The sequence below is a fragment of the Corynebacterium sp. H128 genome, from assembly GCF_037482625.1.
Lineage (GTDB): Bacteria > Actinomycetota > Actinomycetes > Mycobacteriales > Mycobacteriaceae > Corynebacterium.
In genome coordinates this window covers 168,408-183,196 of record NZ_JBBHKW010000005.1, presented here as the reverse complement: position 1 = coordinate 183,196, position 14,789 = coordinate 168,408, and the positions used below count along the sequence as shown (strand labels likewise).

The following is a 14,789-nucleotide window of genomic DNA, read 5'->3' as shown; positions in this document are numbered from 1 at the left end:
ATTAAATGCTTACACAGACCCCTCCGGGCCTGCCGGCACCAACACACAACCAAAAAATCAAAAGATACAAAAAGTATCAAAATAAGTACTTGGCACACTATTGAGTTCTCAAACAACACACGCACACTGAACATCACTCCCAATGGAGCTTCGTATCAGCGACTGAAGATCAACGTTAACAAGAAGTTAATCTATTTGTCAATCTTGGTTTTCTTTGCCACCGGCCGAACCCCTGGGGCTGCGGTCTCGCTGACTTGCAATAAGTTACGCAATTCTAGCCAGCAAGACAAATCAGCACGTCAGAGGCACTATTTCGACCGGGATAATTGAACAATTTAGGAAAGCCGGGCGCCCGCAAAGTTCTTTTTGCCCTTGCGCAGCACGAGCCAGCTTCCATGCAGCAGATCCTCGGCACGAGGTTCCCACTCTTCGGCCTCAATGCGCTCGTTGTTCACGTAGGCGCCGCCCTCCTTGATCGTGCGGCGTGCTGCCCCCTTCGAATCAGCTAGGCCAGCCCCCACCAAGAGATCGATGATGGTGCGGGGCTCCCCTGCGGGCACGTCAAACACCGTGGTTTCAGACAGTGCGCCCGCCAGGGTCTTCTCATCCAGATCAGCGAGCGAAGCACGCCCGAATAGTGCCTGTGCCGCGAGCTCAACTGCGACGGTGGCGTCGTGCCCATGTACGAGATCCGTCATTTCTTGGGCAAGCCGTCGCTGAGCCTCGCGCTTGAAAGGCCGCTCCGCGACTTCAACTTCAAGAGCTGCGATTTCTTCCTGAGTGAGGAAGGTAAACCAACGCAGGTAGTCAATGACTACGGAGTCGCCGGCATTGAGGAAGTACTGGTACCAGGAGTAGGCAGAGGTCTTTTCTGGGTCGAGCCAGAGCTTGCCACCGCCAGTGGACTTGCCGAACTTCTGGCCGGAGGCATCCGTAACCAGTGGAACCGTGAGCGCGTGCGTCTTCTCGCCGTCGATACGGCGGTTGAGGTCCACACCGGAGACAATGTTGCCCCACTGATCGCCGCCACCGATCTGCAGAATGCAATCATGCGAGCGACGCAACTGGACGAAGTCATTGGCCTGCAGCAGCATGTAGGAAAACTCGGTGTAGGAGATGCCGTCACTCTCCAGTCGGCGCTTGACAGTATCGCGATCCAGCATCGTATTAAGAGAGAAGTTCTTACCAACGTCACGAAGGAAGTCGATGACGGACATGTTCATTGTCCAGTCGGCGTTATTCACCATGATGGCGTGGTTATCGCCGTCGAAACGCACGAAGGCACGCAGCTGGTCCTTGATGGATTCCAGGTTGTGTTCGATCGCATCCTGGGTGAGCATGGAGCGCTCCCCGACGTCACGCGGGTCGCCGATGAAACCGGTGGCACCACCGGCGAGCGTGATGGGACGGTGTCCGAATTCCTGGAAACGGCGGAGCATGATCATCGGCACGAGGTGGCCGGCATGTAGCGAATCGCCCGTTGGGTCGAAGCCACAGTACAGCGTGATTGGGTTTTCGCAGGCTTCGCGGAGGGCGTCAATGTCGGTGGACTGGTTAATCAGGCCACGCCATTGCAGTTCGTCAATAATGTTCACAACTAGATCCTTTAATTTGCTGGTGGCCAGGCGACGGCTTCGTCGGCAAGCATGACTGGAATCCCATCATCGATGCGATAGGCAATGCCCATGCGCTCGTTGACGAGTTTCTGCTCGTCGTCGAGATAGACCAGAGGCCCCTTATCTTGCGGACATACCAGCACTTCCAGCAGTTTTGGATCAATACTCATGGTTGGAATTGTACCTGCACAGCCCCTTAGGGAGTTGTTGAACCCCCGTCCAAGTAGAGCTGAACCCCGGTGAACTTCTCTTCGAGCAGTGCGCGCTGATCCCCCAGCCCCTTGAACTTCTGCTCCACAATGGCAGTCAGAATCTTCGCGGCCTCAGTATTGAGCAGGTCGAGCGAGGAATCTAGCTCCGCTACGGCTTCTTTGCGGGCAATGTCTGGTACCTCAGCGAAAGCGGCCTCCAGTGTCGGTAAGTGCGAATAGGCGATTTCAGAGACGGTTTGCAAGAGGATTGGCTGCGCAGAAAGCTCATCCAGGTGTTTTTCCAACTCCCGGATTGTCCATTTCAATTCGCCGAGCTGGCGCAGCGAGGAACCATGCGCGCCAAGGTTTCGGAAACGTTGCTCAGAGCTTTGCACTGCTTCCGCGAAGGTTTCCCCCGGGGAAATCGCGGGCGCTGCTGGCCCGCCCGGAGTTAGCACCACACCGAGTCCCCACGCGGCGATGGCGATCACCGGCCAGAAGGTACCTAGGCCAATGAGGATATGCGTCAGCACGGCTGCGATCGCAAAGACCATCCCCACCACATTTTTGCGGGAGGCAAACCAGCTATTGGTACCCACGGATCTCCTTAAACGCGCTGCCCAGATCACCCTTGGTGGCGTCGAAAGTCTTTCCCTCGGTCAGGTCAGCGAGCGCTTCCATTTCGGCGTTATTGGATTCGCCGTAGAGGATGATGAACACCGGGATTCGGCGCCGCTCCGGGCTGAGCGAGGCATGGAACTTCTTAAAGTCCTCGAAGGTCGCGCCGGTATTTGTGGCACCGTCGGACATCAACACGATCGATGGGATCGACCCTTCCGAGTTGGGAAACTGCTGGTAGGCACTTTGCAGAGCGTCGTAGACTGCGGTTTGACCGCCGGGAACCAATCCCGCTATAGCGTCCCGCAGCGGCTGATTTTGCCGCTGGTTGTTCGTGGAATAGGTGCCGCTAATCGGCCGCGAGACCTCGCTGTCGAAGGCGATAATGGAGACTTCCTCACGATTGCGCAGTCCTACCGGGCCGGTAGCTGTGTGGGCTCGGCCGTCGACAAGCTCGGTGAGGATCGTGTGCAGGCTCTGCATTCGATCCCCCTGCATAGAGCCGGATTGGTCCAGCACAAACACCGTCTTTGCCGGGCGCCGGAGGTCATTGGCGAAGGCGAAGACGAGCTCATCTGCGACGTCCTGCCGTGCAGGGAATGGCAACTCGATGACGGGGTTGCGCTGATGTTCCGCCAACGGGCGGGCGTTGGGATCTGCTGGACGTCTCCCAGTATCATCCACGATCTGCTGGCTGTGCTGCTGGAGCCATTCGCCCAGCTTGGCCACCTGCGCGGTGGCTTGATCGTTGCTCGGCTCGGCCAGCGCCGCGAGCGGATAGTCGGCGGTGACGACGCCATCTGCGGGTACGACGACCTCAATGTCCATGCGACTCTTCATGTCCAGCAGCACGGATTCATAGTTGACAATGGCGTCGGTACGCTGCGGATCGGCGCTAAACGCCTCCTCCAGCCAGCCGGAAGAACCGGAGGTGAGGTTCTGTCCCGCGAAGAAGTCGCGTAGTGGACCGTTGACCTTCTCCATGTCGCTCATCTGCAGGGCCGCTCCGGTATCCGCGTGTGCCGTCGCCACTGACACCAGCGCCGAAAAGCCCGAATTACTGCGTGCGGGATCAGTCATTCCGTAGCTAAATTTCTTATCTTTCACGGCCTGGCTCACTTCCAGCCAGGTCGGCTGTTTATCGTTCCACCCCAGCTCGCGTGCCTTGTCTGCGCGCACCCCGAAGGCGATGGGCGAGGTGGCAATGCTTGTCGACGCCTGTAGCTTGTCCCCTGCCCCATAAAGGTCTACATACTTGTTCGTGGCAAACCAGGTGGCATCGTACTGCCGATCAAAGTCGCCATTCTTCAGCGCTAGCGAATTGGCGATGGTGCCGTCGGGATAGCTGAGTTCGATGTCGAACCCCAGTTCCTCGCTTGCCTGCGCAATGATCGGTTCCATGTCCTTGAGCTCGGTTGCGGTGACAATCTTCAGGCTGTCCCCCGAGCTCAATGGGTTTTCGATCCCGCAGGCCACCAAACCCACAGCAGCGATCAGCGCGACTATTACTCTTTTCATTGCTCCGGTGCTCCTTCAGGTGGCGCGGTGCTGTTGTACTGGGCGGCAACACCCTCGATGAGCTGCTCCAGGCGTTCAAAATCTGGCGGGTTGACCGTCGGCAAGAACTCCGGTGGCGGTGTCACACCAGCCTGCTGCAGTTCCTGGTTGAAAATTCCCGGAGTGTTGGGGCGAAAGCCGTGGCGTGCAGCGAGCTTCTGCAACTCGGGGTCGTGCTGCAGGGCGTCGCCAAGCGCACTGCCCTCGTCCGTATAGCTCAGTACGGTGTGCTGCGAGGACATGGTGGGGTCCAGGTAGGCCAGCATGTCGGTCGGATTCGGTGCCTCCAGCTGTTGGCCGATGAACTGCGCTTCATAGATCATGACCATTGGGCGGGCTCCTATCCCCTGGGAAAGGTACTCGGCGAAGGGGCCCGCAGAGCTGCCACCGGTATAGCCCTGGTGGGTAAACAGCGGGCTGACCTCCTGCACTACTTTCTCAACCTCAGCGTCGGTGGCTGGGACGTTTCCGCCGTTGGCCACCCATGCGGCGATCGATAGATACATAGCGGCCGAGTTGGAGCTTCGGATATCCGTGGACGAGATCTGCACCGTTAGCGGAGATGGAAAATCTGGAGCGATGTCACGCCAACGCTTCCCGCTCTTGGCGAGCTCCAAATACTTCTCCACATTGATGTACCAAACGCCACCCTTTTGCTGCGCAACCTGCTCCCGCTCCAGCGCACTCAAGATGGGCTCGAAGGTGGCAATGGCCATCGGCGAGTGAAAAGGTGTGTAGGTGCCTTGCGGTTGTGTCTCCCGAGCGATCTTCTCCGCCGCGGTTGCCGACGAAGGGAACGCAGCATCGAAGTTCTTCAAGTCAGCCCGGGTGGCAATTTTGCGGGAACCGCTTGGGGTGGCTTCTACTTTTAGCCCGAGTTCATCGAGGCGGTTGATCACCGCTGGATCCGAAAAATACGGCAACTTCTCTGAGCCCATGACCACTTTGACGGTCTTCGCTCCTCCGGCAAATGGCGCACCCCCACCGCCACGCCCCAGGATCACAGCTGCCACGATTACCCCAATGAGCACTACTGCGATAAGCACTGCTCCGACGCCTAGGCCGGACCTGTTTGAGCCTCCAGAACTAGTCTCCATAATCCGATCTTATTGCTGATTAGTTCATACCGCAGCGTAAGTGGATAAACAATTAGCTACTGTGTTCGTTTAATAACAATATTACGACTGTCGCTCAACCGTTATTAGCTCTTGCGTTCTACTCTGATGGTGCTATAATAGGACTTAAGAACTACGGGGGTGGGGATATGATCGCGGAACTGATAGCAACGCTGAAACACGCACGTGCCAGCGTTAGTTTCGAGGACATCGGCCAATTGCAAGCGCTCAAAGAAGAAATCGTCCGCCTGGAGACCGAACTCGCCCACGGCAAGCAGCACTACGAACTCACTGATGCCGGCCTCTCCCGCCGTGCCGCGAAACTGCTCGAACGACGCGCAAGCTACTACTGGGCCGATTCCGTCCCAGTTGAAACACAGGATCTGATTCTCAACGCCCTGGAAAAGCTCTCTGGTTGCAGCAAGCGCCGCCAAGAAATCTACGATCTTGCCGCCACCACGGCGCACCGTTCCTCCCCAGAGGCGACCTTCGCCTACACCAAACGACTAGTGCGTGAGGAAAATGAGCGCCTGACCGGAGACGTCACGGCAGCCCATCGCGCGCGTCGCTTCACTATACGACGCCCAGATGCCCGCGGGGGCTGCAGCTTCTATGGCTACGCTCCCGCCGCGACCGCAGCGCTGATGGCCTCGCTACTCGACCAAGCTTTCCGCGCCGATTTCCCAAAGCAGGAGGATCCCCGCACGATCACTCAACGCAACTTCGACGCCTTTGAACACATGGTGCGCTGGGCCTCGAGTAATCGGCGGGCAGCAACCGGGCACTGTTCCCTCGTTGTCTCTGTTACTGATGGCGATGGCTTTGATTGGCGAGGAAAATTCGCCACCAACGTCGGCATCGATCTCAACTTGTTCGACATTGATTATCTCGGATCCGATCGCGTCACCGATTACATCGTGGTCCACGATCATAAGGGGGCAGTCAAGCACCTCGTGACCGGGCAACGCTGCGCCAACTGGTCGCAGCGCATATCGCTGATGGCCCGGGACCTGGTGTGCCAGCATCCCGGGTGTGATGTCCCGGCTAGTCGCTGCGACGCCCACCATGTGCGGGCCTGGTCGCGGGGCGGTTGGACCGACATCGCTAATCTCGGCCTACTATGTCGCCGCCATCATCGCCGCAATGACGACAGCGGGATTCGGCGTCATCTTCAGCTTCGGGAGGGAATCCCCTGGTGGGTTGATGATGCCGGTTACGCCAGACGCAACCGCAGCCCGGCTGCTCACCGCGCAGGCAGCAACCGGGTAATGACTAACCGCGAACCGGGCGCTCCGCCCACTTCTTAAACTCAGCGGCCGCATTCGTAACGCGAGTGCGCTGCTCTGCCACACGCACCCCAGCGGTACCACCGCGGGTCGCGCGAGAAGCCACTGCGCCTTCGACGGTGAGAACCGAACGCACGGCGGGAGTTAGCCGTGCGTCAACAGCAGCAAGCTCCTCATCCGTTAATTCATCCAGGCCCACTCCCCTGGCCTCGGCCAAGCGCACGCACGCGCCCGAGGCCTCATGAGCTTCCCGGAACGGCACACCTTCCCGCACCATCCATTCCGCGAGATCCGTGGCAAGTGTGAATCCAGCAGGCGCCAATTCCAGCATCCGATCCTCATGGAACGTCAGCGTGGCTACCAACCCTGTGAGAGCAGGCAGCAGCAGGTTCAGCTGGGCGAAGGAGTCCACAATAGGCTCCTTGTCTTCCTGCAGGTCGCGGTTATACGCCAGCGGCTGCGCTTTCAACGTAGCCAATAAACCAGTCAAATTGCCGATCAATCGACCCGTCTTGCCGCGGGTCAATTCGGCCACATCCGGATTCTTCTTCTGCGGCATAATCGAGGATCCAGTGGACCACGCATCAGACAGCGTGACGTATCCGTATTCCGGGGTACACCAGTAGATGATCTCCTCAGCCAACCGGGACATATCCACCGCGATCTGCGCCAGCACAAAAGCCGTCTCCGAGGCGAAGTCTCGGGAGGAAGTACCGTCGATCGAGTTATCGCAGGAGGAATCAAAGCCCAGCTCGGCGGCAATTGCCTCCGGGTCCAAAGACAGTGAAGAACCTGCGAGTGCGCCGGAGCCATAAGGCGACACGGCGAGTCGCTTATCCAAATCTTGGATACGAGCAACATCGCGCAACAGCGGCTGCGCATGCGCCAACAACTGATGTGCAAGCAGCACTGGCTGCGCCGCCTGGGAGTGCGTCTTGCCCGGCATGATCGCGCTAGGGTGCGCGGCTGCCTGGGTAACGAGCGCTTCCACCAACTCCACCACCTGCACCGCCACAGAACGCACTGCGTCGCGCACCCACATGCGGAACAGGGTTGCTACTTGGTCGTTACGGGAGCGCCCTGCACGCAAGCGGCCACCGACCTCGGGACCAACGATGTCAATCAGACCGCGCTCCATGGCGCCGTGCACATCTTCGTCGGTTGGCAATGGCTTGAACGAACCCGAAGCCACGGCGGCACCAAGCTCATCTAAGCCGGACAGCATTGTGTCCAGGTCAGCGCCGGAAAGCAGGCCGGCCTTGTGCAACACGCGGGCGTGCGCCTTAGAAGCCAGCACATCATAAGGAGCCAGTACCCAGTCGAAATGAGTGGACACTGAAAGGGCGAACATCGCCTCCGCAGGGCCGCCGGCGAAGCGGCCGCCCCAGAGAGCACCTTCGTTAGTTCCGGACATTTAGGCCTCGCGGTCGCGCTTGTTGGCGATCTCCGTGGACAGCCCGTGCAGCTGCACGAAGCCCTTCGCCGCGGTCTGGTCGAAGGTGTCACCGGTGTCGTAGGTAGCCAGGTTGAAGTCGTACAGGGAGTGGTTGGAACGGCGGCCATTGATGATGATGGCACCGGCGTGCAGCACGATGCGGATATCGCCAGTGACATGCTCCTGGGTGCTATCGATGAACGCCTCCAGGGAGCGCTTGAGTGGGCCGAACCACAGGCCGTCATAGACTTCCTCGGACCAGCGGGAATCAATCAGGCGCTTGTAGCGGCCGAGCTCGCGCTCGACGGTGACGTCTTCCAGAGCTTCGTGCGCCTTGATCAGCACCATCGCGCCCGGCGCCTCGTAGATCTCGCGGGACTTAATGCCCACGAGGCGGTCCTCCACCATATCCAGGCGACCAACGCCCTGTGCACCGCCACGACGGTTGAGCTCTTCGATGGCCTCGAGGACGCTCACTGGACGGCCGTCGATAGCCACTGGCTTGCCACCCTCGAAGGAGATGATCAGCTCGTCTGGGGCGTTACCGAGGGCTGGGTCCTCGGTGTAGGCGTAGAGATCCTTGGTTGGTGGGTTCCACAGGTCCTCCAGGAAGCCGGTCTCGATGGCGCGACCCCACACGTTCTGGTCGATGGAGAACGGGGACTTCTTGGACTGCTCGATAGGCAGGTTGATTTCCTCGGCAAAGGCAATGGCCTTGTCGCGGGTCCAGGCGTAGTCGCGGGCTGGGGCGATGATCTCCAGGGAAGGATCCAGTGCACGGAAGCCGACCTCAAAGCGAACTTGGTCATTACCCTTACCGGTGCAACCGTGGGAGACGTGCGTGCCGCCATGCTCCTGGGCTGCCTTGATCAGATGCTTGACAATGAGCGGGCGGGAAATCGCGGAGACCAGCGGGTACTGCTTCATGTACATGCCGTTAGCCTTGATGGTTGGCAGGCAGTACTCGTTAGCAAACTCATCCTTCGCGTCAATAACGATGGATTCCACGGCGCCACAGTCCAGGGCACGCTGGCGGACGGACTCCATGTCCTCGCCGCCCTGGCCGAGGTCGAGGGAAACGGCGATGACTTCGCCGCCGGTCATTTTAGCCAGGTAAGGGATGGCAACGGAGGTGTCGAGGCCGCCGGAATACGCGAGAACAACGCGATTAGACATGAAATGTTTCTCCTAGGTTGATTGAAAAGCTAATAAAAAGATTATGACCGGCGGCTAAATAGCTCGCCAAGTTCCTTGCCTGACATAGGCTCTCGTGCCAGCACGAAAACGGTATCATCGCCTGCAATAGTGCCCACTACCTCGTTCATGCCCACCCGATCGATGAAGCTAGCAAGGTACTGGGCGGCACCCGGTGGTGTGCGCAGCACCGCAATGTTTCCGGTGTGGTCTACGGACACCAGCAGATCGTCGAGCATGCGACGCAGTTTTTCCTGCGGGCCGCGCGGCTGCTCGATCCGCTGGCCATCGACAAGCCCCACGGCGTAGAACGCACGCCCGCCATCGGGGCGCACCTTCTTCGCCCCCAACTCGTCGAGATCGCGCGACAGGGTTGCCTGGGTGATGTCAATGCCCTCATCGAGGAGCAGTTCAGAAAGCTGCACCTGGCTGGAGACGCGGTAGCGTTCGAGTATCTCCAGAATGCGGGCCTGGCGCGCAGTGCGAGTTACGGGACTAGTCATTTTGATGCTCCATCAGCCATACCAACAGGGCCTTTTGCGCGTGAAGCCGATTCTCGGCCTCATCAAACACACGCGACTGCGGTCCATCAATGACGTCCGCAGTGACCTCGTTGCCACGATACGCCGGCAAGCAGTGCAGGAACACTGCCCCCGCTGCCGCACGCGCCATGACGTCACTATTGACCTGATACGGCAGGAAAGGTGTCCGACGATCGAGGCCGTCATTTTCCATCCCCATAGACACCCACGTGTCAGTGATCACGACATCGGCGCCATCGACCACGTCCAGAGAATCACTCACGGTCACCTTCGCTCCGGTTTCCGCAGCACGAGCCTCCGCGCGCTCGCAAAAGCGTGGCTGCGGTTGGAACTCTTTCGGCGCGCAAATAGCGATGTCCATGCCCGCCGTCGCAAAGCCGATCAGGTAAGAGTTCGCCATGTTGTTATCCCCGTCGCCCAGGTACACGGCCTTCTTCCCCCGCAAACCCGCCGGCCCTTCCTCCGGGCACAGGTTCTCAACACAGGTCTGCAGGTCCGCCAGGATCTGGCAGGGGTGCAGGTCATCAGAAAGCGCGTTCACGATCGGCACTGTGGCAGTCTCCGCCATCTGCTCCAGATTGCTGTGCGCGTAGGTGCGCCACACGATGGCTTCGACGAACCGCGACAGCACCGCTCCGGTGTCCTGGAAAGTCTCTCCCTTCCCCATCTGCGACTTCCCGGAATCAACAACAATCGCGTGCCCGCCGAGCTGCGCGATACCGGCGTCAAAGGAAAAGCGCGTACGGGTAGAGGTCTTATCAAAAAGCACCGCCACAGATAGTGGCCCCTCAAACGGGCGCCGAGACAGTGGCGCCGCTTTCAGCTCCGCCGCGAGCTGCAGCACCTCGGCTTGTTCCGCCGGGGTGAGGTCATCATCGGCGAGAAAATGACGAACCATTTAGGACTCCTTCTGGATGTCAGCAAGCAGCTCAGCAAGGCGCTGCGCCGCGGTGTTCAGCTCGGCTGCGGTGATCACGAGGGGTGGCGTCAGACGCAACACGCTTGCCGACGGCGCGTTCAAAATCAGCCCATACTCGGGGCCCTTCGCCACGGCTTGTTTCGCCCACTCCCCCTTGAGTACCACGCCCAGCATCAGACCACGGCCTCGGACATAGTCTACCTGCTCGATCTTGCTCAGCTGCGCAGCGAAGGCGGTGCCTTTTCGATCCACCTCCGCAACAAAGTTGTCGTCGATGATGTCCAGCACCGCATTGCCGGCCGCGCAGGCAACCGGGTTGCCACCAAAAGTGGTGCCGTGGGTGCCAGGGGTAAACAGTTTCGCCGCCGCGCCGTGCGCCAAGCACGCCCCGATCGGTAGGCCACCGCCGAGTCCCTTCGCCATGGTCACTACATCTGGGATGACCCCATCATGTTGGTGCGCAAAGAAGTCACAGGTACGACCGATCCCGGTCTGTACCTCATCGACCACGAACAAAATCCCATGCTCATCACACAGTTGACGCACCTGGTACAGGAAACCTTCTGGAGCCGGGATCACACCGGTTTCCCCCTGAATTGGTTCCAGGATGATGGCTGCCACGTCGCTTGGGTTCATCTCGACTAGTCTGCGCAGGTAATCGATGTCCCCGAAGGGGTAGAACTCTACGCCAGCAGGCAGTGGCTCGAAGGCCTTGCGTTTATCTGGTTGACCAGTCATCGCGAGCGAGCCCATCGTGCGGCCGTGGAAGCCGTGCTCGGCCGCGAGGATACGACGCTTTCCGGTGAGACGTGCCAGCTTGAAGGCCGCTTCATTAGCCTCCGCACCCGAGTTGCAGAAGAACACGCGTGTTTGGGCAGCCAGCTCGGTGTCCTCGGCGGCAAAACGTTGGATGAGCTTAGCCCCCAGTTCCAGGACGGGATCGGTCTGGAAGAGATTCGAGGTGTGCGCAAAGTTGGCCACCTGCTCCGAGACTGCCTTGACCACTGCGGGGTGGCCGTAGCCGAGGGAGTTCACCGCAATTCCGGCTAGCAAATCCAGGTGCGTGCGCCCTTCAGAATCGCTCAGGGTGGAACCCGCAGCGCTCACGATCTTCAGCGCCGGGGTGCCGTAGTTGTCCATCAGCGTGCTTGACCATTGCGTCATTTACTTGTCCTTCCTGAACACGGTGCCATCCGGGTAGTTTTCGCGGTCGTAGCCATCCGGCAGCACCATCGTTCCGATACCACCCATAGTCAGCAGCTCAAGCAGGACCGAGTGCGCAATGCGCCCGTCAATGACGTGCGATGCCGCCACGCCCTTATCGACGGCGGCCAAACACGACTCCATCTTAGGGATCATGCCGGAATCCAACCCCGGCAAAATCTCCCGCAGCTTGGAGGACTTGATCGCACTGACCAGTGAATCCTTGTTCGGCCAGTTGGTGTACAGGCCTTCCACATTGGTCAGGATCACGAGGCGTTCCGCCCCGAGGGCGCCGGCGAGAGCTCCTGCTGCGGTATCGGCATTGATGTTGTACACCTCGCCGTCATCACCTGGTGCCACGGTGGAGACCACGGGGATCCTGCCGGCGTCGATGATGTCCATGATCGTGTTGGCGTTGACTTCGGTGATGTTGCCGACGAGTCCGATGTCGGTGGCAACGCCGTTGACGTCGACAAGCCGCTTTTCGGCGCGGAACAGCCCGCCGTCCTCACCGGACGTGCCGACTGCGTAGGGGCCATGCGAGTTGATCAGGTTGACCAGATCCCGGCCTACCTGGCCAAAGAGCACCATGCGGACCACTTCCATGACCTCCGGAGTGGTCACACGGAAACCGCCCTTGAATTCGCCGTCCAGGTCGAGCCTTCGCAACATCGCGGAGATCTGGGGGCCACCGCCGTGCACCACCACCGGTTTTACCCCAACGGTGCGCAGGAATACCATGTCAGCTGCAAACGCAGCCTTGAGGTTGTCATCCACCATGGCGTTGCCGCCGTATTTCACCACCACGATCTTGTCGCGGTAGTGCTGCAGCCAGGGCAATGCCTCGGCGAGGACGTGCGCCCGCTCAGCAGGGTTGAGATCGGTAGTCATGACTAGCTCCTAGCTGGAGTATGCCGAGTTGATCTCGACATACTCATGGGAAAGGTCAGTGGTGCGCACGGTGGCGGTTCCCGGTCCTGCGGTGCCGAGATCAACGAGGACGTCGATGTCGGAGCCCGAGAGATCTACCTCGCGCGCACTTGGGGTACCGGTGGTCCGCTCGCAGACGGCGTGACCGTTGAAGAACACGGAGATGTTCTCCGGGTCCATGTCTGCATCCGCCATGCCGACGGCCGCCAACACGCGCCCCCAGTTCGGATCGGAGCCAAACATCGCGCATTTGAAGAGGTTGTCCCGGCCAAGAGTGCGTGCAGCCGCAAGAGCTTGCTCGTTCGTGCTGGTGCCCTGGACAGTGATCTTGACCCGCTTGGTCACGCCCTCGGCATCACCTTGCAGCTGGTCGGCGAGGTCGGAGCATGCCTGCAATACGGCCGCTTCAAACTCCGCAACAGTCGGGGTCACACCGGACGCGCCGTTTGCCATCAGAATGACGGTGTCATTGGTTGAGGTAGAACCATCGATATCCAAAGTGTTGAATGTGAGGTTGCAGGCCTTCACGAGGGCTTCCTGGGCCACCTGTTGCGATACAGCCGCGTCGGTGGTCAGGCAGACCAGCATTGTGGCCAGGGATGGCGCCATCATGCCAACGCCTTTACCCATGCCACCGAGCTGCCAGCCCTCCCCCGCGACCAACACTTCTTTCTGCACCGTGTCAGTGGTCATGATGGCCCGCGCGGCCGCAGCACCATGATCACCGAGGTTATCCGCAAGCGTTGCGACGCCGGCGAGCACCTTCACCATGGGCATGGGCTCTCCGATGATGCCGGTAGAACAGGCCGCGACATCGCCTGGCGCAACTCCAAGTGCCGCAGCTACCGCAGCGATACTCTCCTGGGCATCTTTCTCACCTTGGATACCATTGCAGGCATTGGCGTTTCCAGAGTTGTACAGGATGGCGCGCAATTGGCCGTCGGCAAGCGCCTGCTTCGACAGCTTTACCGGCGCAGCGAAGACCCGGTTGCGGGTGAAAACGCCGGCCGCCGTGAATTCCGGGCCCTCGTTCACAACGAGCGCCATATCGGGGTTTCCAGATGGTTTGATTCCGGCGGTCGTTGCTGCGGCCAGGAATCCCTGTGGCGTGGTGATTGACATTAGTCCTCCTTTAAGGAGCCAGGCCGCTAAGAGGCAGACCAGCGGTTTCGTGGTATCCGACAGCCAGATTCATGCACTGCACGGCGGCACCGGCGGTGCCCTTGGTCAGGTTGTCGATAGCGCTGGTTACCAGCAGCACGCCAGCATCCTTGTTCGCCTCGACTTGGATGTGGACTGAGTTAGAACCAACCACGTTCTTCGTCTGTGGCTGCTCACCTTCCGGTAGCACGTGGATGAACGGCTCGTCTTGGTAGAACTGCGAGTAGATCGCGTGCGGATCTTCCTCGCTGAGCAGCGGCGCGGTAATGGTGGTGAGGATTCCACGTGGCATCGGTGCGAGCACCGGCGTGAAGCTCACGCTCACCTGTTTGTCCGTCACCTCGGCCAAATTCTGCGTGATCTCGGGGGTGTGCCGGTGCTTACCAGCAGTGTTATAGGCCTTGACGTTGCCCATGGTTTCCGCGCCGAGCATGGCAACGCTGGCCTTCTTGCCCGCACCGGACACGCCGGTGATAGACACCACGTTCAGGGTGGGCTCCACCAGCTGCTTTGCGACGGCAGGAAGCGCCGCGAGCGTAGCCCCCGTGGGGAAACACCCGGGGACCGCTACCCGCTTCGCGCCGCGGATTTGTTCCCGGTGTCCGGGCATCTCCGGAATACCATATGCCCAGGTGCCTGCATGCTCGGTGCCGTAGAACTTTTCCCAATCCGCAGCGTTGTGCAGCCGGAAGTCGGCGGCGCAGTCAATCACAATGACCTCTGGGCCAAGCTGCCGGGCGATCTCCGCAGAGAATCCATGCGGCAAGCCCAGGAACACCACGTCGTGGCCTGCAAGGGTATCTTTGTTGGTATCAACCAGACGTCGTTGACGCAGTTGTGGCAGGTGTGGCATCAAGTCGCCGAGTAGCTGGCCAGCATTGGAGCTGCCAGTCAGGGCGCCGATGGTCAGTTCCCCAGAAGCATACGCCGGATGATTGAGTAGCAGGCGGAGAATCTCCCCGCCTGCGTATCCCGAAGCACCAGCGATGGCCACATTAATAGTCATGCGGACCAGGATAGCA

Annotated in this window: 14 protein-coding genes; 1 reads left to right on the top strand and 13 read right to left on the bottom strand. The window is 59.8% G+C overall.

The window, feature by feature from the left end; translation table 11 throughout:
- Positions 1-335: 335 nt before the first annotated feature.
- The 5 genes from tyrS to WG915_RS06600 are packed head-to-tail and all read right to left on the bottom strand — an operon-like array spanning position 336 to position 5,079.
- Positions 336-1,595, bottom strand: coding sequence for a tyrosine--tRNA ligase (gene tyrS / locus WG915_RS06620; RefSeq protein ID WP_339564584.1), 1,260 nt, complete (start codon positions 1,593-1,595; stop codon positions 336-338).
- A gap of 11 nt (positions 1,596-1,606) precedes the next feature.
- Positions 1,607-1,786 carry a Trm112 family protein gene (locus WG915_RS06615; protein ID WP_339564583.1) on the bottom strand — a complete coding sequence of 60 codons (180 nt, stop codon included), beginning with the start codon at positions 1,784-1,786 and terminating at the stop codon, positions 1,607-1,609.
- A 26-nt stretch (positions 1,787-1,812) separates the two neighbouring features.
- Positions 1,813-2,406, bottom strand: a complete 594-nt coding sequence (locus WG915_RS06610) for a hypothetical protein (RefSeq protein ID WP_339564582.1) — start codon at positions 2,404-2,406, stop codon at positions 1,813-1,815.
- Positions 2,393-3,943 carry a vWA domain-containing protein gene (locus tag WG915_RS06605; protein WP_339564581.1) on the bottom strand — a complete coding sequence of 517 codons (1,551 nt, stop codon included), beginning with the start codon at positions 3,941-3,943 and terminating at the stop codon, positions 2,393-2,395. Before WG915_RS06605 ends, WG915_RS06610 begins: the two co-directional genes overlap by 14 nt.
- On the bottom strand, positions 3,940-5,079 hold the full coding sequence (locus WG915_RS06600; protein WP_339564580.1) for a hypothetical protein: 1,140 nt from the start codon (positions 5,077-5,079) through the stop codon (positions 3,940-3,942). Before WG915_RS06600 ends, WG915_RS06605 begins: the two co-directional genes overlap by 4 nt.
- A gap of 167 nt (positions 5,080-5,246) precedes the next feature.
- On the opposite strand from WG915_RS06600, the gene WG915_RS06595 reads away from it, so the two are divergent.
- A complete protein-coding gene (locus WG915_RS06595; RefSeq protein ID WP_339564579.1) occupies positions 5,247-6,404 on the top strand; it encodes an HNH endonuclease signature motif containing protein in 1,158 nt (385 codons plus the stop codon).
- On the opposite strand, the gene argH is transcribed toward WG915_RS06595, so the two are convergent.
- Genes argH through argC form a run of 8 tightly spaced genes read right to left on the bottom strand, consistent with a single transcriptional unit; the run spans position 6,370 to position 14,773 of the window.
- Complete coding sequence (argH, locus tag WG915_RS06590) at positions 6,370-7,797, bottom strand: argininosuccinate lyase (protein WP_339564578.1); 1,428 nt, start codon at positions 7,795-7,797, stop codon at positions 6,370-6,372. The genes WG915_RS06595 and argH overlap by 35 nt on opposite strands.
- Complete coding sequence (locus WG915_RS06585) at positions 7,798-8,994, bottom strand: argininosuccinate synthase (protein ID WP_339564577.1); 1,197 nt, start codon at positions 8,992-8,994, stop codon at positions 7,798-7,800. It lies immediately after the preceding gene.
- A 41-nt stretch (positions 8,995-9,035) separates the two neighbouring features.
- Positions 9,036-9,515: an arginine repressor gene (locus WG915_RS06580; protein WP_339564576.1), complete on the bottom strand. Its 480-nt coding sequence runs from the start codon at positions 9,513-9,515 to the stop codon at positions 9,036-9,038.
- On the bottom strand, positions 9,508-10,452 hold the full coding sequence (gene argF, locus WG915_RS06575) for an ornithine carbamoyltransferase (RefSeq protein WP_339564575.1): 945 nt from the start codon (positions 10,450-10,452) through the stop codon (positions 9,508-9,510). The genes WG915_RS06580 and argF overlap by 8 nt, the downstream gene beginning before the upstream one ends.
- Positions 10,453-11,637: an acetylornithine transaminase gene (locus WG915_RS06570; protein ID WP_339564574.1), complete on the bottom strand. Its 1,185-nt coding sequence runs from the start codon at positions 11,635-11,637 to the stop codon at positions 10,453-10,455.
- Entirely contained in the window at positions 11,638-12,567 is a 930-nt protein-coding gene (gene argB, locus WG915_RS06565) for an acetylglutamate kinase (RefSeq protein WP_339564573.1), read from the bottom strand.
- Between the two features lie 9 nt (positions 12,568-12,576).
- Positions 12,577-13,728: a bifunctional glutamate N-acetyltransferase/amino-acid acetyltransferase ArgJ gene (gene argJ, locus WG915_RS06560; protein WP_339564572.1), complete on the bottom strand. Its 1,152-nt coding sequence runs from the start codon at positions 13,726-13,728 to the stop codon at positions 12,577-12,579.
- 10 nt (positions 13,729-13,738) lie between these two features.
- On the bottom strand, positions 13,739-14,773 hold the full coding sequence (gene argC / locus WG915_RS06555) for an N-acetyl-gamma-glutamyl-phosphate reductase (protein ID WP_339564571.1): 1,035 nt from the start codon (positions 14,771-14,773) through the stop codon (positions 13,739-13,741).
- Positions 14,774-14,789 lie beyond the last annotated feature (16 nt).

What these genes read in the sequence shown, in the direction of transcription:
- WG915_RS06615 (WP_339564583.1), bottom strand. Translation starts at nt 1,786, where the DNA reads ATGAGTATTGATCCAAAACTGCTGGAAGTGCTGGTATGTCCGCAAGAT.
- WG915_RS06605 (WP_339564581.1), bottom strand. Translation starts at nt 3,943, where the DNA reads ATGAAAAGAGTAATAGTCGCGCTGATCGCTGCTGTGGGTTTGGTGGCC.
- WG915_RS06600 (WP_339564580.1), bottom strand. Translation starts at nt 5,079, where the DNA reads ATGGAGACTAGTTCTGGAGGCTCAAACAGGTCCGGCCTAGGCGTCGGA.
- WG915_RS06595 (WP_339564579.1), top strand. Translation starts at nt 5,247, where the DNA reads ATGATCGCGGAACTGATAGCAACGCTGAAACACGCACGTGCCAGCGTT.
- argH (WP_339564578.1), bottom strand. Translation starts at nt 7,797, where the DNA reads ATGTCCGGAACTAACGAAGGTGCTCTCTGGGGCGGCCGCTTCGCCGGC.
- WG915_RS06585 (WP_339564577.1), bottom strand. Translation starts at nt 8,994, where the DNA reads ATGTCTAATCGCGTTGTTCTCGCGTATTCCGGCGGCCTCGACACCTCC.
- WG915_RS06580 (WP_339564576.1), bottom strand. Translation starts at nt 9,515, where the DNA reads ATGACTAGTCCCGTAACTCGCACTGCGCGCCAGGCCCGCATTCTGGAG.
- argF (WP_339564575.1), bottom strand. Translation starts at nt 10,452, where the DNA reads ATGGTTCGTCATTTTCTCGCCGATGATGACCTCACCCCGGCGGAACAA.
- WG915_RS06570 (WP_339564574.1), bottom strand. Translation starts at nt 11,637, where the DNA reads ATGACGCAATGGTCAAGCACGCTGATGGACAACTACGGCACCCCGGCG.
- argB (WP_339564573.1), bottom strand. Translation starts at nt 12,567, where the DNA reads ATGACTACCGATCTCAACCCTGCTGAGCGGGCGCACGTCCTCGCCGAG.
- argJ (WP_339564572.1), bottom strand. Translation starts at nt 13,728, where the DNA reads ATGTCAATCACCACGCCACAGGGATTCCTGGCCGCAGCAACGACCGCC.
- argC (WP_339564571.1), bottom strand. Translation starts at nt 14,773, where the DNA reads ATGACTATTAATGTGGCCATCGCTGGTGCTTCGGGATACGCAGGCGGG.